Source organism: Priestia filamentosa, assembly GCF_900177535.1.
Taxonomy (GTDB): Bacteria; Bacillota; Bacilli; order Bacillales; family Bacillaceae_H; genus Bacillus_I; species Bacillus_I filamentosa.
In genome coordinates, this window is record NZ_FXAJ01000001.1 from 314,713 (window position 1) to 331,426 (window position 16,714).

The 16,714-nt window shown below is 36.3% G+C and carries 24 protein-coding genes; 19 read left to right on the plus strand and 5 right to left on the minus strand.

Features of this window, described 5'->3' with window-relative positions; translation table 11 throughout:
• Nucleotide 1: 1 nt before the first annotated feature.
• From udk to B9N79_RS01675, 4 genes are all read left to right on the plus strand, one after another.
• Complete coding sequence (gene udk, locus B9N79_RS01660; RefSeq protein WP_019391390.1) at nt 2-637, plus strand: uridine kinase; 636 nt, start codon at nt 2-4, stop codon at nt 635-637.
• Between the two features lie 190 nt (nt 638-827).
• Nucleotides 828-1,301, plus strand: a complete 474-nt coding sequence (gene greA / locus B9N79_RS01665; RefSeq protein ID WP_019391391.1) for a transcription elongation factor GreA — start codon at nt 828-830, stop codon at nt 1,299-1,301.
• A gap of 57 nt (nt 1,302-1,358) precedes the next feature.
• A complete protein-coding gene (locus tag B9N79_RS01670; RefSeq protein WP_046217870.1) occupies nt 1,359-3,113 on the plus strand; it encodes a peptidoglycan D,D-transpeptidase FtsI family protein in 1,755 nt (584 codons plus the stop codon).
• A 100-nt stretch (nt 3,114-3,213) separates the two neighbouring features.
• Nucleotides 3,214-3,942, plus strand: coding sequence for a YrrS family protein (locus tag B9N79_RS01675; protein ID WP_019391393.1), 729 nt, complete (start codon nt 3,214-3,216; stop codon nt 3,940-3,942).
• 27 nt (nt 3,943-3,969) lie between these two features.
• Here B9N79_RS01675 and B9N79_RS01680 read toward each other — a convergent pair whose 3' ends face one another.
• Nucleotides 3,970-4,179, minus strand: a complete 210-nt coding sequence (locus tag B9N79_RS01680) for a DUF2536 family protein (protein ID WP_019391394.1) — start codon at nt 4,177-4,179, stop codon at nt 3,970-3,972.
• A 136-nt stretch (nt 4,180-4,315) separates the two neighbouring features.
• Here B9N79_RS01680 and mtnN point away from each other — a divergent pair, with 136 nt between their 5' ends.
• A complete protein-coding gene (mtnN, locus tag B9N79_RS01685; RefSeq protein WP_040056830.1) occupies nt 4,316-5,008 on the plus strand; it encodes a 5'-methylthioadenosine/S-adenosylhomocysteine nucleosidase in 693 nt (230 codons plus the stop codon).
• Nucleotides 5,009-5,103: 95 nt separating this feature from the next.
• Nucleotides 5,104-5,334 carry a YrhC family protein gene (locus B9N79_RS01690; protein WP_040056829.1) on the plus strand — a complete coding sequence of 77 codons (231 nt, stop codon included), beginning with the start codon at nt 5,104-5,106 and terminating at the stop codon, nt 5,332-5,334.
• Nucleotides 5,335-5,349: 15 nt separating this feature from the next.
• Here the strand turns inward: B9N79_RS01690 and sigK are convergent, their stop codons facing one another.
• Nucleotides 5,350-6,078, minus strand: a complete 729-nt coding sequence (gene sigK / locus B9N79_RS01695) for an RNA polymerase sporulation sigma factor SigK (RefSeq protein WP_019391397.1) — start codon at nt 6,076-6,078, stop codon at nt 5,350-5,352.
• Nucleotides 6,079-6,431: 353 nt separating this feature from the next.
• On the opposite strand from sigK, the gene B9N79_RS01700 reads away from it, so the two are divergent.
• Together B9N79_RS01700 and B9N79_RS25965 are read left to right on the plus strand one after the other, a co-directional pair.
• Nucleotides 6,432-7,010 (plus strand): MOSC domain-containing protein, encoded by a 579-nt coding sequence (locus tag B9N79_RS01700; protein WP_040056828.1) that lies wholly within the window; start codon nt 6,432-6,434, stop codon nt 7,008-7,010.
• Nucleotides 7,011-7,087: 77 nt separating this feature from the next.
• Nucleotides 7,088-7,246 carry a hypothetical protein gene (locus B9N79_RS25965; RefSeq protein WP_019391399.1) on the plus strand — a complete coding sequence of 53 codons (159 nt, stop codon included), beginning with the start codon at nt 7,088-7,090 and terminating at the stop codon, nt 7,244-7,246.
• 80 nt (nt 7,247-7,326) lie between these two features.
• Here the strand turns inward: B9N79_RS25965 and pssA are convergent, their stop codons facing one another.
• A complete protein-coding gene (gene pssA / locus B9N79_RS01705) occupies nt 7,327-7,866 on the minus strand; it encodes a CDP-diacylglycerol--serine O-phosphatidyltransferase (RefSeq protein WP_019391400.1) in 540 nt (179 codons plus the stop codon).
• 125 nt (nt 7,867-7,991) lie between these two features.
• On the opposite strand from pssA, the gene B9N79_RS01710 reads away from it, so the two are divergent.
• The gene (locus tag B9N79_RS01710) at nt 7,992-8,774 is read left to right on the plus strand and encodes a phosphatidylserine decarboxylase (protein WP_019391401.1); all 783 of its coding nucleotides are present in this window, start codon (nt 7,992-7,994) and stop codon (nt 8,772-8,774) included.
• Between the two features lie 9 nt (nt 8,775-8,783).
• Here B9N79_RS01710 and sda read toward each other — a convergent pair whose 3' ends face one another.
• Nucleotides 8,784-8,924 (minus strand): sporulation histidine kinase inhibitor Sda, encoded by a 141-nt coding sequence (gene sda, locus B9N79_RS01715; RefSeq protein WP_019391402.1) that lies wholly within the window; start codon nt 8,922-8,924, stop codon nt 8,784-8,786.
• A gap of 459 nt (nt 8,925-9,383) precedes the next feature.
• Here sda and B9N79_RS01720 point away from each other — a divergent pair, with 459 nt between their 5' ends.
• From B9N79_RS01720 to B9N79_RS01755, 8 genes are read left to right on the plus strand one after another with little or no spacing between them, the layout of a single operon-like run.
• A complete protein-coding gene (locus B9N79_RS01720) occupies nt 9,384-9,899 on the plus strand; it encodes a YqeG family HAD IIIA-type phosphatase (RefSeq protein WP_019391403.1) in 516 nt (171 codons plus the stop codon).
• Nucleotides 9,900-9,918: 19 nt separating this feature from the next.
• On the plus strand, nt 9,919-11,010 hold the full coding sequence (gene yqeH, locus B9N79_RS01725; protein WP_192811824.1) for a ribosome biogenesis GTPase YqeH: 1,092 nt from the start codon (nt 9,919-9,921) through the stop codon (nt 11,008-11,010).
• Nucleotides 11,011-11,032: 22 nt separating this feature from the next.
• Entirely contained in the window at nt 11,033-11,875 is an 843-nt protein-coding gene (gene aroE, locus B9N79_RS01730) for a shikimate dehydrogenase (RefSeq protein WP_046217869.1), read from the plus strand.
• A gap of 21 nt (nt 11,876-11,896) precedes the next feature.
• Nucleotides 11,897-12,187 carry a ribosome assembly RNA-binding protein YhbY gene (yhbY, locus tag B9N79_RS01735; protein WP_019391406.1) on the plus strand — a complete coding sequence of 97 codons (291 nt, stop codon included), beginning with the start codon at nt 11,897-11,899 and terminating at the stop codon, nt 12,185-12,187.
• A 21-nt stretch (nt 12,188-12,208) separates the two neighbouring features.
• Nucleotides 12,209-12,778, plus strand: a complete 570-nt coding sequence (locus tag B9N79_RS01740; protein ID WP_019391407.1) for a nicotinate-nucleotide adenylyltransferase — start codon at nt 12,209-12,211, stop codon at nt 12,776-12,778.
• Nucleotides 12,768-13,334 (plus strand): bis(5'-nucleosyl)-tetraphosphatase (symmetrical) YqeK, encoded by a 567-nt coding sequence (yqeK, locus tag B9N79_RS01745; RefSeq protein ID WP_046217868.1) that lies wholly within the window; start codon nt 12,768-12,770, stop codon nt 13,332-13,334. The genes B9N79_RS01740 and yqeK overlap by 11 nt, the downstream gene beginning before the upstream one ends.
• A 1-nt stretch (nt 13,335) precedes the next feature.
• Entirely contained in the window at nt 13,336-13,689 is a 354-nt protein-coding gene (gene rsfS, locus B9N79_RS01750) for a ribosome silencing factor (protein ID WP_019391409.1), read from the plus strand.
• Nucleotides 13,689-14,432, plus strand: coding sequence for a class I SAM-dependent DNA methyltransferase (locus B9N79_RS01755; protein WP_019391410.1), 744 nt, complete (start codon nt 13,689-13,691; stop codon nt 14,430-14,432). Before rsfS ends, B9N79_RS01755 begins: the two co-directional genes overlap by 1 nt.
• 72 nt (nt 14,433-14,504) lie before the next feature.
• Here the strand turns inward: B9N79_RS01755 and comER are convergent, their stop codons facing one another.
• Nucleotides 14,505-15,326 (minus strand): late competence protein ComER, encoded by an 822-nt coding sequence (gene comER, locus B9N79_RS01760; RefSeq protein WP_046217867.1) that lies wholly within the window; start codon nt 15,324-15,326, stop codon nt 14,505-14,507.
• Between the two features lie 89 nt (nt 15,327-15,415).
• Here comER and B9N79_RS01765 point away from each other — a divergent pair, with 89 nt between their 5' ends.
• Both B9N79_RS01765 and B9N79_RS01770 read left to right on the plus strand, forming a co-directional pair.
• The gene (locus B9N79_RS01765) at nt 15,416-16,030 is read left to right on the plus strand and encodes a helix-hairpin-helix domain-containing protein (protein ID WP_085117689.1); all 615 of its coding nucleotides are present in this window, start codon (nt 15,416-15,418) and stop codon (nt 16,028-16,030) included.
• 99 nt (nt 16,031-16,129) lie between these two features.
• Nucleotides 16,130-16,684: a ComE operon protein 2 gene (locus B9N79_RS01770; RefSeq protein ID WP_019391413.1), complete on the plus strand. Its 555-nt coding sequence runs from the start codon at nt 16,130-16,132 to the stop codon at nt 16,682-16,684.
• The last annotated feature ends 30 nt before the right edge of the window (nt 16,685-16,714 follow it).

A 16,714-nucleotide genomic window follows, 5' to 3' on the forward strand; every position in this document is an offset into this window, starting at 1 on the left:
AATGGGGAAAAAACCAGTTGTTATTGGAATTGCAGGAGGCTCAGGCTCAGGCAAGACGACCGTAACAAAAGCAATTTATGAACATTTCCAAGGGCATTCTATTATGCTTTTAGAACAAGACTTCTATTATAAGGACCAAAGCAGTGTACCGCTTGAGCAGCGTTTGCAGACCAATTATGATCATCCGCTTGCTTTTGATAATGATCTTTTAGTAGAACAGCTTGAAAGTCTTCTTCGTTACGAGAGTATTGAAAAGCCTGTATATGACTATACAATGCATACTCGTTCTGAAGAAATCATTATTGAAGAGCCGAAAGATGTAATTATTGTAGAAGGAATTCTTGTACTAGAAGATGATCGCCTGCGTGACTTAATGGATATTAAACTTTATGTTGACACTGATGCAGATTTACGAATTGTGCGCCGTCTTCTACGTGACATTAAAGAACGTGGTCGTTCACTGGAATCTGTTATTGATCAATACGTACAAGTTGTTCGTCCAATGCACAACCAGTTCATAGAACCAACAAAACGATACGCAGATATCATTGTGCCAGAAGGTGGACAAAACCATGTCGCAATTGATTTGATGTGTACTAAGATTCAAACAATTCTTGAACAAAATGCTATTTTATAATACGATATGGTAGATAACATTTAAAACGTATTTGTATAGAGAAGATGCATATGATAAACGATAAGAATGAAGAATGGCGCCTAATAGGCGCCATTTCACAAATTTTCTTTCTTATAGTACATAGCCTGTTTATTTACAAGCATCTCTTTACAAAGTAGAGACACGCTTATATATGAAGGAGTGAAGAGTTATGGCAACGGAAAAAGAATATCCAATGACTCAAGAAGGGAAAGAAAAGCTTGAGGCGGAGTTAGAGCAACTGAAAACAGTAAAACGTAAAGAAGTTGTAGAGAGAATTAAAATTGCACGTAGTTTTGGAGATCTTTCAGAGAACTCAGAGTACGATGCTGCAAAAGATGAGCAAGCTTTCGTTGAAGGTCGCATTTCCACTCTTGAAACAATGATTCGTAACGCTAAGATTATTGAAGGAGACGAAAATTCTTCAACAGTCTCTCTTGGTAAAACGATTACATTTGTAGAGCAACCTGATGGAGATGAAGAACAATATACAATTGTTGGAAGCGCAGAAGCAGATCCATTTGAAGGCCGCATTTCTAATGATTCTCCAATTGCAAAAGCGCTTATGGGCAAACACATTGGTGATGAAGTTCTTGTTCAAACACCAGGTGGAGAGATGCTTGTTAAGATTACAGCTGTAAATTAATAAAAAAATGATTGAAATAAGAACACCTCGTCGACAATTGTAACGAGGTGTTTTTTTATGAAACCATATAAACGAATGAAAAAATTAGCTTTTATCCTCTTATGTTTTATGCTTATTCTTGTAGCACGTCTTGCACAAATACAGCTTATTCAAACAGAATCTTTTTCACGTCATCATATTAATTTAATAGAAGCAAGTGTGAGACAGCGTACTCAAGAAATGGTAATTGATGATGGAAGAGGAAAATTTGTAGATCAAAATGGAGAGCCGCTTACACATCATTCTTCATTATCTCTTGTTATGTTTCCTTTTTTAAAAGAACTGAAATGGCCAAGTGATAAGGTGGCGTCCTTTGTTGGCATGTCTGAATATACGCTCAAAGACAAGTTAAACAAAGCAAGTGAGCCTGTTGTCATTGAGAAAGAAATCACAGAAGCTGAAATGAAAAGCATCAATAGTTTAAAGATTCCTGGCCTTTTTGCTGTTCCTCTTCAAAAGGATGACGGAGGACATTTTGCAGAACATTTAATTGGTTTGACAGGACAAAACAGAGATCTCCTTGTCGAACGTTATGATGAGAGACTAAAAGAAGGAGAACTGTCTACTCAAACGTCTGTTGGTATTACAGGACTGCAGTCAGCTTTTGATGAGTTTTTAATTCAGGAAGAGGAGTCGAAGCTTCTCTATCATGTAGATCGGCAAGGAAACCCATTGTTTGGCTTAAACGTAAAGTATACAGGAGCTCCTAACCCTTTTTATCCTGTTAAAGTGAAAACAACGCTCAATAAAGAAAAGCAGAGTGCAGTAGAAAAAATTGTAGATAGCAGCGGTTTGAAGCAAGGTGGAGCAGTTCTTGTGAACATTGAAAATAACACTGTTGAAGCACTTGTAAGCCGCCCTGAGATTAATGAAGTCAAGCCTTATGGAGATGGTGGGGTCTATAACCGTATGCTTATTCCTTATACCCCTGGATCTGTTTTCAAAACCGTTATTGCAACTGCAGCTCTTGAACAATTACCAAACGTGGAGAATCGAACATTTAATTGTTCAACAAATATTTACGGAAAAAAAGCTCAAAAAGACCAAGGCACATTATCTTTTCACGATAGTTTTGCAGAAAGCTGTAATGCCACATTTGGACAGCTTGGAAAAGACATAACGGCAAAAGACGAGCATATGATAGAAACGTATGCTAAAAAGCTAGGATTAACAACGAAGGCAGGTTGGAGCGGGGAAGTGTTCCATCTTCAAAACTTTGCACAGCTTCCAGAAGAGAAAAAGGGAATGGTGTGGACAGATAATACGACTAAAAGTCCAAATGCGATTTCCCAAACATCAATTGGACAGCTGAATGTCAAAGCTTCACCATTAGAGCTTGCAAACATGATGGCGACTATTGGACGTGGAGGGAAGGCATATGAAGTGAGAGCGGTTGATAAGATTCAATATAAAAATGGAAATACGCTCTTCTCCTTTCCAAAACAGGAGTTAGAAGGTGGTGGGATTAAGAGAGAAACGGCTGAAAAGCTTCAAATGCTTCTTACGGGTGTTGTAGAGGAAGAAAAAGGAACAGGACGTCGCTTTGCTTCTCTTCCATATGAAGTAGCTGGAAAATCAGGCACTGCACAAATCAGTGATAAAAAAGCGCTTGTTAATAAGTGGTTTGCTGGCTATTTTCCAAGAGAAAATCCAAAGTATGCTCTTGTGGTTGTTGATTTATCGGTAAAAGATGAAGAGGCTAAAACAAATGGCGTATTTTATGATATAGTAAACAATGTGTATGAGCTAGACCAACAGAGTAAACGTAAATGAAATATTACAATTATGCTTCAACTTGTTAAAAATCGTTCATGAAGCAAGCATGTAATGTTACAATAATTCATTATGTAATGAAGATGGAGGAAAGCAACAAATGGAAAATAGACGATCACAAAGACACGATAAAAGTCGCAAAATGAATCGCGTTTATAACGTGCTTATTGCTGTTGTGGCTGTCTTAATTGTCCTTATTGCTGGAACAATGTTTATGAATGGTAAAGATGATAAGCAAAGTACTACAGCGAATAGTGACCAAAAGTCGGCAAACGTTCAAAACGATAATAGCAATAGTGAAGAAGATAACGCAGAGCAAAATAAAGATAGTGATGATTCTTCAGATAAATCATCAAATGAAGCATCAAATGATTCTTCAGCAAGTGATAGTGAAGATGAAGAGCAAGTAGCAACAAACGATGATGAAGACGAATCATCAAATGATGCAGAAGAAGAAAAAACTTCAAAAGATGATGAAACAGCAACAAAAGAGGACGATGACGAAGACGAAAAAGAAGATTCTTCATCAGCCGCTTCAAGTAAGGAAGAAATTAAAGAAAATAAAGAAAAAGAAGCAGGAAGTCATACAGCATCATATGACAAAGGTTCTTCTGATTGGAATGCACAGCTTCAAGCTGTAAGTGGAGCAACAGGTGTTTCAACAGATGATATGACAGTTCTTTGGTTAGGACGTAATCCTGGTGGAACTGCTGGAAGTGAATCACAAGCAACAATCAAATCCAAATCAACTGGTGAACAATATAAAGTTCAAATCCGCTGGGTTGAAGGTGAAGGCTGGCAGCCGATTGGAACAGAAAAAGTAAATTAACAGAGATAGCGCAGGAGTATTCCTGCGCTATTTTTTAAATTTAAAATGAACAACAGCTGTATAAAGACGAGCACCTGTCTCAGGATGAACGATTGTTTGATGTCCAACATGATGTACTTCTAGAAAAATAGCTCGGTTATTTTCAATTTGCTCATTGATTTTTGATTCGAGTTTTTCGATGCTTGTCTCCTCAAAAAATTCGACTTTATCTTGAATCATTTGTAGCTGTAACCCCATCCACTCTTCACCTCCTGTTTGGTCAGTACGTTTCTTTATTTTAGCATGTGTTTTAGGAAGAAATATAGCGACTTCCTCTTTATAATGTTAGAATAAGCACTATATGCAAAATTTGTTGAAGAAAAGAGGCCAAAAAATGAAAATCGCAATTATTGGAGCAATGGAAGAAGAAGTGACAATCATACGAGAAAAATTAACAGACCGCGATGTAACGGTTATTGCAGGCTGTGAATATACAACAGGAAAATATGAAGGAAAAGAAATTATCTTACTAAAATCAGGTATTGGAAAAGTAACCGCAGCTTTATCAACAGCTGTTCTACTTGAAAGATTCAATCCTGATTATATTATTAATACAGGCTCTGCTGGTGGTTTCAATCCAGAGCTAAACGTTGGAGACGTTGTTATTTCTTCAGAAGTTCGCCATCATGATGTAGATGTAACCATCTTCAACTATGAATATGGTCAAGTGCCAAATATGCCTGCAGCATTTTTACCAGATGAGAAGCTTGTTGCTGTAGCAGAGAAAAGTGCGGAAGAAATCCAAGGTATGAAGATTGTTACAGGACTTATTGCAACAGGAGACTCATTTATGAACGATGCTGATCGCGTAGAGTTTGTGCGTTCTAAATTTCCAGCACTTCAAGCAGCTGAAATGGAAGCTGCCGCTGTTGCTCAAGTTTGTCATCAGTTCGGAGCACCGTTTGTTATTATTCGTTCTCTTTCAGATATTGCTGGAAAAGAATCAAATATTTCATTTGATCAGTATTTACCAAAAGCAGCGAAAAATTCTGCAGACCTTATTTTAAGAATGGTTGAAAAAATCTAATGTCAAAGTTGCCAGCAGTGGTGGATATTGCTATCATTTCACACGTATATTCTATGTTATAGTAGAAATAGAGAAATTACGTGGGGTGATTTGATTTGAAAACAAATGCAGCACGTCAAGTACGAGCGAAAATTGAAGATTATACACGTTTTATTTATATTTTACTCGCATTGAGCGGATTCTTATATATTGGCACTTTAATTAGCAATCATGAGCACCATGGTGGCACAATGACAATTATGATGAGTGGGACTTTTGTGCTTCTACTCGTTTCTTTTCTATTTAGTTACAAAGTCAAAAAACTGCGTAGCTCTTTAGAAGAATAAAAAACAGCCTTGAAATTAATCAAGGCTGTTTTTCTTTTTCTTCTTTTCTTTTTCGGCACGATAAAATTCATGAAACATCTTCATTAGAGCTCTCTTCTCAATTCGTGATACATAACTCCTTGAAATTCCTAGCTCTTTTGCAATTTCTCGCTGTGTTTTCTCTTTCTTTAAATCAAGTCCGAACCGTCCAACAATCACTTCTCGCTCTCTATCGTCCAGAATATCGATATATTCACGAATCTTTTCAAGTTCCATATTAAGCTGAATCGTTTCAATTACGTCGTCTGCTTCAGATTTTAACACATCAATTAAAGAAATTTCATTTCCTTCCTTATCTTGCCCGATTGGATCATGAAGAGAAACATCTTTTTTTGTTTTCTTTAGAGCACGGAGATGCATTAAGATTTCATTTTCAATACATCTAGCAGCGTATGTGGCAAGTTTCGTTCCTTTACCTTGTGAATAGCTCTCAATTGCTTTAATAAGCCCGATTGTTCCAATAGAGATAAGATCTTCTGAGTCTTCTCCTGTATTTTCAAATTTCTTTACAATGTGTGCCACAAGACGTAAGTTATGTTCAATTAACATATTGCGAGCATGTGCGTCCCCTTGCTCCATAAGCAGTAAGTATTTTTTTTCTTCTTGCGGCGAGAGAGGTTGTGGAAAAGCGTTGTTTTTAACGTAGGAAACAAGGAAAACAAGCTCTTTAACAAAGTAACTTAAAGTCGTAAAAAAGCCGGGCATCATACCACCTCCGTAGAAATTACCACCATTGTAACGATACTTTATTTATATGTGACAGGAGCCTAGTTTGTGTCTGTACAATGTCCTTTTAAGGGGCTTGGAACTCTCTAAAGAGATATACCTAGAAAAAAAAGTAAAAAAGCGTTTAAAATAGAAAAATAAGGTTAAAGTAATAGTTTAGAGTATGAGTATAGTCAAAAGAATGTACATAATTTATACCTAATTTTAAGAAGAGAACGTAATGCGCTATAAGCTAGTTAATAAATTTTGCATAATGTTCTATGATTAAGGGATCAATCATGATTATAATAAATACAGAGAAACTTATACCATACTTTGGAAGGAAGGGTACGATGTTTCAAAAAATAGAAGCAAAAGTTTTAGGGGTTTTTATGGCAACAGAGAAGGGTTCATTTATTACGGAAGAACGAGCAGAAGTACAGGTGGAATTTGGAGGAATTCCTGGGGATCTTCATTTTGGTTTAACGAAGAAAGCTGGAGAAAGAGAGCCAATGTATGAAAAGGGAACAGAGATTTTTAATCGAAGACAAATTTCTATCGTTTCAGCTGAAGAATGTGCAGAAGTGGCGCAATTATTGAAAATTGAGGAAGTGCGTCCTGAATGGCTTGGAGCAAACCTTATTGTGGAAGGAATCGATGATTTTACACTTTTAAAAGAAGGAAGCCGCATTGTTTTTCCTAGCGGAGCAGCTTTACTTTGTGAAGGGGTCAATCATCCTTGTATCCATCCAGGAAAGGTTATTCAAAGTCAGTATCCCGAAAAAAAGATAGCCGGAAAATTTGTGAAGATGGCTTATGATAGAAGAGGAATCGTTTGTATTGTAGAAAAAACAGGCATAATAAAAAAGGGAGACAAGGCAGTTATTCATTCTTATGAACCTTTTAAAGGGAAAGTTGAACTTTCAAATTAGAATAGAGACAAAATATACATATATGCCTACACGGACTCCATTCCTGTACATAGTATAAAATAAAGAGGTGAATGTACATGTATGGGTATGGAGGGTGCTCGCCATACTGTGGTAGTTATACTCCATATGGGGGAGGCTACGGAGGCGGGGGCTGGGCTTTTGCCTTAATTATTATTCTTGTAGTCATTTTGCTTATTTTCGGTGGATTCTATTATTTTGGATACTTTTGGAAATGAAAAAGAAGTGGTGTTTATGCCACTTCTTTTTATTTATTCATTATTGTAAGAAACAAATAAACATTGTACGCTAAGTTGTGTTATACTTTTTTAAGTTTGAAGTTACTAATCATTAGAACGGATAAAATCACTACTAGAAACATGAAAAGGTGCCCTGGAATCATTTTGTGAAACAAAAAAGAAAATGTGATTAAACAGCCTGCTGCTGTAATAGGAAGACCTGTAAAATATCCGTTGTTTTCTGAAATGTTAAAGCGTGCGAGGCGCATAGCACTGCAGGCTACATAAAAAATTGTAAAAAGCGTGCCAGGTGTTCCATATTCATGTAATACGCCTTGATAAACGAGTAAAGCTGGTGCGATTCCAAATGAAATAATGTCACACATGGAGTCTAGTTGTTTACCAAATTCAGATTCAATACCAAATTTTCGAGCAACCATGCCGTCAAATCTGTCAGCAAATGCAGCAAGAAAAATGAGAAACAAGCTTAATCGAAATTCATGATGAAAAATAGAGATAAGAGCAAAAGTTCCTAAAGACAGATTTATTAACGTTAAACAATTCGCAGAATGGGCTTTAAGCTTTTTTAAAGTATGATCAAGATAATCTAATAAAAACAAATTTTTCACTCCTTAAAGAGTTGACTCATAAAAATAAAGAAATTATACAGATAAAATTATTGTAAGTCTAAAAAGTAGGATAGTAAAGAAAAACAGTGGGAAAAATTGTGATAGAGAGGAAATTTATGAAAAAAATCCTTTATCAATCTTTTATAGAATTAACAAATAAACCTTTTACTTCAAAGTTAATAGAGCGTTTTTCGTGCTCTCCGTTTAGCAGAAAATTCATTCGTTCATATGCAAAAATTTATAATGTTAAACAGGAAGAAATGAGCAAGAAACTTAGTGAATACGGAACGCTACACGAACTTTTTACTAGAAAGCTAAAAGATCAAGCTCGCCCATTTTCTTTACAAAAAGAGGTGATTATTAGTCCTGTAGATGGGGAAATCGAACAATACGGTACTTTAACAAATAAAACAGAAATGATTGTAAAAGAAAAGCCGTATTCTGTAAAAGAGCTTGTTGGAAATGAGTACGAACTGCAAAAGTATATAGGCGGTACTTATTTTATCTTATATCTGAGTCCGAGTGACTATCATCGAATTCATAGTCCGGCTGATGCCAATATTATTAAGACATGGACTCTTGGAAATAAGTCATATCCAGTAAATCAGCTTGGTTTAAAATACGGCAAAGCACCGTTAGTGAAAAATTATCGCAAGTTAACAGAACTTGCTTATAATGAGCATCGTTTTTTATTAGTAAAAGTTGGCGCAATGTTTGTAAATAGCATTACAATGACTCATGATGAGAAGTCTATTAACAAAGGAGACGAAATTGCGTATTTTTCATTCGGCTCAACTGTCATTTTACTTTTTGAAAAAGATTCTTTTGTAACAGATGAATCGATTCAAAAAGGTCAAAAAGTGAAGGTTGGCCAAACGCTCGGTCGATTTCAATCGTGAAGTAATAACTTAGGAAGAAATTTTGATTTTAGCATGAAGAGAACGTCTTTCAATTTCTTTCTCGATAAGCTTAATAAATTCAGGACTTAATTTTAATTCATTTGCTTTGCAATATGATTCAACTAATACCTTATCTGACAGCTTTTCCACTCCTGTCACCTCCTATAGTATGAGAGCATTTTCAAAAAAAGACTTTATCGTTTTAAAAAATTTTATGTTGTTCTATATAAACGTTTTCAGGCATAGATAAGTAGGTTATGTGAATTTGTGTAACCTTAATCTATCATGTTTTAAATGTTAGAACAATCGTTCCGTTATCCACAAAAAAGAGTGGATAAGTTGTGGGTATAATGTTCGTAACTTTTAAGATTGTTGAAAAACCAGGATGTATAGTGTGAATAAAGTTATCCACAAATTTGGAGTAGCTTGAATTTTGTCGAAAAGTTTTTTGGGTATTAATGGATATTGTCGAAGTGTTTGTTTTCTTGTTAGTTGTCTTGTGAGTTGGAGGAATAAGAAGAAAAAGATGATTTGCTCTTTAAAGTAGGGCAGTATATTGAGTATAATAGCAAAATGGAAGTGAACTAGTCGTTAAAGGTGTGATAAGCTGTGTTAAAGTTATTTTTGCCAGATCAGCATGTGAAAAGTGTATTTGAAATAAAACCTGAAGATTTAAAAGAAAGAGGAGTTAAAGGGATTATTACAGATTTAGATAATACCCTTGTTGAATGGGATCGACCTGATGCAACTCCAAAACTTATTGAATGGTTTGAAAACATGCAGCAACATAATATTCAAGTAACTATTGTTTCTAATAATGTAGAAAAACGAGTTCGCCTTTTCTCAGATCCGCTTGGCATTCCGTTTATTTATAAAGCGCGTAAGCCAATGGGACGAGCATTTAAAAAAGCAATTCGGAACATGGATGTAAACCGCAATGAAATCGTTGTAATTGGAGATCAGCTAATGACAGATGTCCTAGGTGGAAATCGTATGAAATTATATACCATTCTTGTTGTTCCAGTTGCTCAAACAGACGGATTTTTTACAAAATTTAACCGTCAAATGGAACGAAGAATTTTAACATGGATGAAGAAAAAAGGCATGATAAATTGGGAGGAATAATTAGGTGAGTGAACAAGAAATGTACTGCGTAGGGTGCGGTGTTGATATCCAAACAGAAGATCCAAAAAAGCTAGGGTACACGCCGCCATCTGCACTTGAGAAAGAGCAAATTATTTGTCAACGCTGTTTCCGTTTGAAACATTATAATGAAATTCAAGATGTTTCTTTAACAGATGACGATTTCTTAAAAATCCTTCATGGAATTGGAGAAACAGATGGTCTGATCGTTAAAATTGTAGACATTTTTGATTTTAATGGGAGCTGGATTTCTGGGCTACAGCGTTTTGTTGGCAATAATGATGTATTGTTAATTGGTAATAAAGTTGACTTGCTTCCGAAGTCTGTAAAACAAAACAAAGTAATTAACTGGATGAAAAAAGAAGCAAAAGAAAATGGCTTAAAACCTATTGATGTTTGCTTAATTAGTGCTGTAAAAGGACAAGGTGTTGAGGATGTAGCTCAAATTATTGATCGTTATCGTAATGGAAAAGATGTATATGTTGTAGGGTGTACAAATGTTGGAAAGTCAACATTTATTAATAACATCTTAAAACAATTTAGCGGAGAAGACAACGTTATTACAACATCTCAGTACCCAGGAACAACGCTTGACTTAATTGAAATTCCGCTTGATGATGGCTCAACGCTATATGATACACCAGGAATTATCAACCACCATCAAATGGCTCACTATGTTGATAAACGCGATTTGAAACTTATTATGCCAAAAAAAGAAATCAAGCCAAAAGTATTCCAACTTAACGAGGAACAAACGCTCTTTTTTGGTGGGCTCTCTCGTTTTGACTATGTGAACGGTGGAAGACGCTCCTTTACGTGTTACATTCCGAGTGAGCTTCATATTCATCGTACAAAGCTTGAGAAAGCAGACAAGCTATATGAAGATCACGCAGGAGAAATGCTAACACCACCTCGTCGTGAGCAGCTTGATGAATTTCCAGAACTTGTTGCACATTCCTTTACGATTAAAGAACCAAAAATGGATGTTGTTTTCTCTGGACTTGGCTGGGTAACGATAAACGATCCGGGAGCTAAAATTGTTGCTCATGCGCCTAAGGGCGTTGGTGTATTTGTTCGTCCATCATTAATTTAAGGGCAAGGGGGATACGGTACGTATGAAAGAACTCTACAGTGTTATTGGTTATCCAATCGGGCATTCACTGTCTCCACATATGCAAAATGCTGTACTGGATTATCATTCTATTGACGGTTATTATCATGCGTTTGAGATAGCACCAGAGAAGGTTGAAGAAGGAATAAAAGGTCTGAAAGCATTAAATATAAAAGGATTTAATGTCACAATTCCATATAAAGTGAAAGTGATGGATTTCCTTGATGAAATTGATGAATTGGCACGTGAAATTGGAGCCGTAAATACGGTTGTCAATGAAAATGGTCGCTATGTTGGGTATAATACAGATGGTGATGGTTATCTTCAATCGCTTTTAACATTTTTAGGGCGATCATCGCTTCAAGACCAAAGTGTGCTTATTTTAGGCGCTGGAGGTGCAGCAAGAGCACTTCTCTTTACTATTGCAGCAAAAGGTCAAGCGAATTGCATCGACATAGCAAATCGCACGCTTAGTAAAGCACAAGAGCTTATCACTTCTTGTCCAATTGATAACGAAGGAACAGTTTTATCAATAACAGAAGCAGAAGAAAACCTTGGGCGTTATGATATTATCATTAATACGACTGCTGTTGGGATGAGTCCAAACGTTGAGGAGAGTCCACTTTCTCTTCAACATGTAAAAAAAGGCGCAACAGTTAGTGATATTATATATAACCCACTTGAAACAAAGCTTCTGCGTGAAGCTAAAGAACGTGGAGCTTTAGCTCATACAGGGATTGGAATGTTTGTTATGCAAGGTGCACTTGCTTTTGAAAAGTGGACAGGAGTGCAGCCAAATGTAAAAGTGATGGAAGATGTTGTTTTACGTCATCTACAAAAGAAGTAAAGATGTTACAGGAGGAATATAATGTTAACTGGGAAACAAAAACGTTTTTTACGTTCAAAAGCACACCATCTTAACCCTATTTTTCAAGTGGGAAAAAGTGGTGTTAATGATAATATGATTACTCAAATTGAAGATGCTTTAGAAGCGCGTGAGCTTTTAAAGGTAAGTGTTCTTCAAAACTGTTTAGAAGATCGTGATACAGTAGCAGACAAACTAAGCAAAGGTACACATGCTGAACTCGTACAAGTGATTGGAAATACAATTGTTCTTTATAAGGAATCAACAGAAAACAAACAAATTTCTTTACCATAAAGGTGAAAGGAGGTAGCGAGTATGAAAAAAGTGGGAATATTAGGAGGAACTTTTAATCCGCCGCATCTGGGGCATCTTATTATTGCCAATGAGGCATTAGAACAATACCAGCTTGATGAGGTATGGTTTATGCCTTCATACTCCCCTCCTCATAAAGAAAAAAAGAAGGTTACAGATTCAAAACACCGCTTGAGAATGACTGAACTAGCAATTGAAGACAATCCTTGTTTTAAATTGCAGCCGATCGAGTTTGAAAAAGAAGGAACGTCCTATACTTTTGAGACAATGAAGCTTTTAAAAGATCGGTATCAAGAGGAACAGTTTTATTTTATTATTGGTGGAGATATGGTTGAATACTTGCCAAAGTGGTATAACATTGAGGAGTTGCTAGAGCTCGTCACATTTATAGGGGTGAAAAGACCTCATCATACGATAAGCACACCATATTCTATTTTAGAAGCGGACGTTCCTCAAATTGAGATTTCATCAAGTCTTATTCGCGAGAAATACGAGAAGCAGAAGAGCATTCGCTATTTTGTTCCAGAAAATGTTCGAAACTACATAGAGGAGCAGAGGTTGTATGAATCGTAAAGAAGCGTTAGCAATCGTAAAAGAACAGCTGAACGAAGCTCGTTATACCCATACAGTTGGTGTAATGGAAACAGCCATTAAGCTTGCTGAGAAATATGGGGAGGATGTAAAGAAAGCTGAACTTGCAGCTATTTTTCATGATTACGCAAAGTTTCGTCCTAAAGATGAAATGAAAGAAATTATTATAGAGCAAAATATGAGTAAAGATTTATTAGAGCATCACCACTCACTTTGGCATGCGCCAGTTGGTGCTTATCTTGTTCAAAAAGAAGTGGGAATAAAAGATGAAGCTGTTTTACGTGCTATTGAGTATCACACGTATGGACGTCCAAACATGACAATGCTCGAGAAGATTGTATATGTTGCGGATTACATTGAACCAGGCCGTAGTTTCCCTGGTGTTGAGGAAGTAAGACAGTCTGCTGAGAACAGCTTGGATGAAGCTTTGTTTTTATGTCTTAGAAATACCATTGTATTTCTAATTGGACGCAAACAGCCAATCTACCCAATGACAATTAACACATACAATAGTGTAGTACAAGGAGGAGGTCATTGATATGAAAGAACTAGAACTACTATCCCTTGTTGCGAAAGCAGCAGATGACAAAAGAGCTGAAGACGTAATAGCTCTAGATATGAAAGGAATTTCTCTTGTTGCTGACTACTTTATGATCTGTCACGGAAATTCAGATCGTCAAGTTCAAGCAATTGCGCGAGAAATTAAAGAACAAGCAAATGAGCATGAAATTGAAGTGAAACGTCTTGAAGGATTTAACGAAGCTCGCTGGATTTTAATTGATTTAGGAGATGTTGTAGCTCATGTCTTCCATAAAGACGAACGCGGCTATTATAATCTAGAGCGCCTTTGGGGCGATGCACCGCTTGTTTCGCTTGGAGAAGAATCAAAATAATGAGTTATGAGCGCTTTGCTTCTATCTATGATGAGCTAATGAGCGATGCTCCTTATGATAACTGGGTGGAATATACGAAAAGCGAAATAAGTAAAGCTGGATTACAATCCCCAAAAATCCTAGATTTAGGGTGTGGAACAGGGTCTATGTTACTTCAATTTGCAAAGCATGATTTATATGCAGTTGGCGTGGATCTCTCAGATGAGATGCTTATGATGGCTAAGCAAAAACTAGAAAAACATAGCATTAAACCAGAGCTTTTCCAACAAGATATGAGCGAGTTAGATCTCGGTCAAATGTTTAACTGTATTGTAATTTATTGTGATTCTCTTAATTATTTACAAGATGAAGAACGAGTAAGACAAACGTTTAAGCAAGCATATAGTCACCTTGAAGAGGGAGGACTTCTTCTTTTTGATGTTCATTCCATCTTTAAAATAGACGAGCTTTTTATTGGTCAAACATTTGCTTATGATGGCATAGAGAATGCTTACATTTGGAACAGTTTTGAAGGAGAATATCCTCACTCTGTTGTTCATGAGCTCACTTTTTTTGCTTGGAATGAGAATAAACAGGCATATGACCGCTTTGAAGAAGAACACTATCAGCGCACATTTTCTATTTCTCAATATATTCAGTGGGGAAAAGAAGCTGGTTTCACCTCTATGGAAGTAAGTAGTGATTTTAAAAATTGCCCGCCTTCTGAAGAAAGTGAACGTCTTTTCTTTTCATTTAAGAAGTGAATAGGTGAAACCTACCAATTTGTTATTGGTAGGTTTTTTATTTTTAGAAGGAATCTTACTTTGAAGAGCGAATTATTTATTGAATTGATATCCGACTTTTTCTAAATCCTCGTCGTATTTTGCGTGTGTTTGTTGAAATACCTTATTGAACATCTCCCCAACATGTTCCTCAAGCACTTTGATTCCTTCGCCAGTAACGCCGCCTTTTACACATACTTTCTCTTGAAGAGTTGGTAATGTATAGAGATTTGTTTCTAACAACTTCCCAAAGCCCACAACCATTTCACTGATCATTTTTGTTGCTTGATCTTTTGTAATTTCTGTTTCTTCAACAGCAGAGTCAATAAATCTCTGCAGTAAATAACTAAAGAAAGCAGGACCACAGCTTACAATATCAGATGAAACACGAGTAATATTATTTTCAATTGATAAAGGTATCGATATTTTTGATAATAAGTGATCTAAAAATAAGCGATAATGCTGTTTACAACTTTCGCCATACGTAACAAGAGAAACACCGCTGAACGCTCGATTTGTAATGCTTGGAATAATCCGAGCTACTTGGCAATCTACAAGCTCCTCAAGCTGTTTAACAGAAATAGGGCTTGTAATAGATATAAGACAATGATGTGGCTTTAATAATGGACGTACTTTTTCTAAAAGGGGGTGAATATCTAATGGTTTTACACATAGAAAAATAATATTTGATTTATGAATGACTTCTGAAGCATTTGAAGCTACATGTAAGGAAGGATAGCTCTTTTGTAAACTTTCAGCTTTTGGACGAGTTCGATTTGTAATGGTAATGTCAGAAGGATTTGCAGCGTTTGACTCAATAAAAGACTCGATTAAAATACGCCCCATGTTTCCTGTTCCGATAAATCCAATATTCATCACTTCATCTCTCCTTCAAAACTTTATCTCCTAAACGATATGTGATAATCCCTTGTCTTATGAATATGTGTTAAAAAGGAGTGGACTCAATGGAATGGTTACGAACCCATAAATGGTTGTCTGCTATTTGTGGAGGTCTTGTTTGTTTGATTCTCTTGTTGTCTATTGTGTTAGGTGGAGACAAAGAAGCGAAAAAAACAGCAACAGACAGTGAAAGCCTAGTGTTTTCGAAAGAAGAGAAAAATGAAGAGGAGCAAAAGAAAGAGAAAGCTGAACTTCCGATTATAATTGATGTAAAAGGGAGCGTGCAAAACCCAGGTATCTATACAATGAAAGATGGAGAAAGAATTGATGATGCCATTAATAAAGCAGGGGGGTTTACAAAAAATGCAGAAGTAACAGCTGTTAATCTAGCTCAAAAAGTAGCTGACGAAATGGTTGTTTACGTTCCTTCTGAAGGTGAGAAAGAATTAACTTCTATTCCTGTTGAAGGCACTGATACAGAGGAGAGCGTCCTTATTAACATCAACAATGCTCAAAGTGAAGAATTGCAAAAGTTAAACGGTGTGGGCCCTTCAAAAGCAGAGGCAATTATTGTTTATAGAGAAGAAAATGATCCATTTAAAGCGCCTGAAGACATTATGAATGTTAGTGGATTTGGAGAGAAATCATTTGAAAAAATAAAAGAACAAATTACTGTATAACGAGAAGTATATCAACAATTGAAAAGGCTGTTGACGTTTCTCAACCTTTCTCGCTACACTTATAGAAAGAACTTGTATAACGAGAAGGTAGGGAAAGAGATGGAACGAATTTCATGGCACCAATACTTTATGGCTCAAAGCCACTTATTAGCCTCTAGAAGCACCTGTGAGCGCTTGTCTGTTGGGGCAACAATTGTTAGAGATACGCGCATTATTGCAGGCGGATATAACGGATCAATTAGCGGTGGGGTTCATTGTGTTGATGAAGGATGCTACGTTATAGACGGTCACTGTGTACGAACAATTCATGCCGAAATGAACGCTATCATTCAATGTGCAAAATTTGGAGTGAAGACAGAGGGAGCAGATATTTATGTAACACATTTTCCTTGTCTAAATTGCTGCAAAGGAATTATTCAAGCTGGTATCAGCACGGTATATTACGCAAATGATTATAAAAACCACCCTCATGCTGTCGAGCTTTTTGAACAGTCAGGTGTAAAAACTGAAAAGGTAGAATTTGATACGAGCTCATTAAATAGCTATAACGACGAGCAGGTAGCCTTTATCCAAGAGCTATTGCAAAAAGCTGATGAAAAAGAACAAAAAGAGCTACTTGAAAAAGCAAAAAAACTTTTTGCGGCAAAATTTTAATATAACCTTGATAAAAGGAGGAGAGAGCGT

Coding starts and splice junctions, on each gene's coding strand:
- B9N79_RS01770 (WP_019391413.1), top strand. CDS start 16,130: ATGGAACGAATTTCATGGCACCAATACTTTATGGCTCAAAGCCACTTA.
- sigK (WP_019391397.1), bottom strand. CDS start 6,078: ATGCCCGGCTTTTTTACGACTTTAAGTTACTTTGTTAAAGAGCTTGTT.
- yhbY (WP_019391406.1), top strand. CDS start 11,897: ATGTTAACTGGGAAACAAAAACGTTTTTTACGTTCAAAAGCACACCAT.
- yqeK (WP_046217868.1), top strand. CDS start 12,768: ATGAATCGTAAAGAAGCGTTAGCAATCGTAAAAGAACAGCTGAACGAA.
- B9N79_RS01755 (WP_019391410.1), top strand. CDS start 13,689: ATGAGTTATGAGCGCTTTGCTTCTATCTATGATGAGCTAATGAGCGAT.
- mtnN (WP_040056830.1), top strand. CDS start 4,316: ATGAAAATCGCAATTATTGGAGCAATGGAAGAAGAAGTGACAATCATA.
- B9N79_RS01710 (WP_019391401.1), top strand. CDS start 7,992: ATGAAAAAAATCCTTTATCAATCTTTTATAGAATTAACAAATAAACCT.
- B9N79_RS01740 (WP_019391407.1), top strand. CDS start 12,209: ATGAAAAAAGTGGGAATATTAGGAGGAACTTTTAATCCGCCGCATCTG.
- yqeH (WP_192811824.1), top strand. CDS start 9,919: ATGTACTGCGTAGGGTGCGGTGTTGATATCCAAACAGAAGATCCAAAA.
- rsfS (WP_019391409.1), top strand. CDS start 13,336: ATGAAAGAACTAGAACTACTATCCCTTGTTGCGAAAGCAGCAGATGAC.
- B9N79_RS01765 (WP_085117689.1), top strand. CDS start 15,416: ATGGAATGGTTACGAACCCATAAATGGTTGTCTGCTATTTGTGGAGGT.
- B9N79_RS25965 (WP_019391399.1), top strand. CDS start 7,088: ATGTATGGGTATGGAGGGTGCTCGCCATACTGTGGTAGTTATACTCCA.
- B9N79_RS01675 (WP_019391393.1), top strand. CDS start 3,214: ATGGAAAATAGACGATCACAAAGACACGATAAAAGTCGCAAAATGAAT.
- udk (WP_019391390.1), top strand. CDS start 2: ATGGGGAAAAAACCAGTTGTTATTGGAATTGCAGGAGGCTCAGGCTCA.
- B9N79_RS01670 (WP_046217870.1), top strand. CDS start 1,359: ATGAAACCATATAAACGAATGAAAAAATTAGCTTTTATCCTCTTATGT.
- B9N79_RS01700 (WP_040056828.1), top strand. CDS start 6,432: ATGTTTCAAAAAATAGAAGCAAAAGTTTTAGGGGTTTTTATGGCAACA.
- comER (WP_046217867.1), bottom strand. CDS start 15,326: ATGAATATTGGATTTATCGGAACAGGAAACATGGGGCGTATTTTAATC.
- aroE (WP_046217869.1), top strand. CDS start 11,033: ATGAAAGAACTCTACAGTGTTATTGGTTATCCAATCGGGCATTCACTG.
- B9N79_RS01680 (WP_019391394.1), bottom strand. CDS start 4,179: ATGGGGTTACAGCTACAAATGATTCAAGATAAAGTCGAATTTTTTGAG.
- greA (WP_019391391.1), top strand. CDS start 828: ATGGCAACGGAAAAAGAATATCCAATGACTCAAGAAGGGAAAGAAAAG.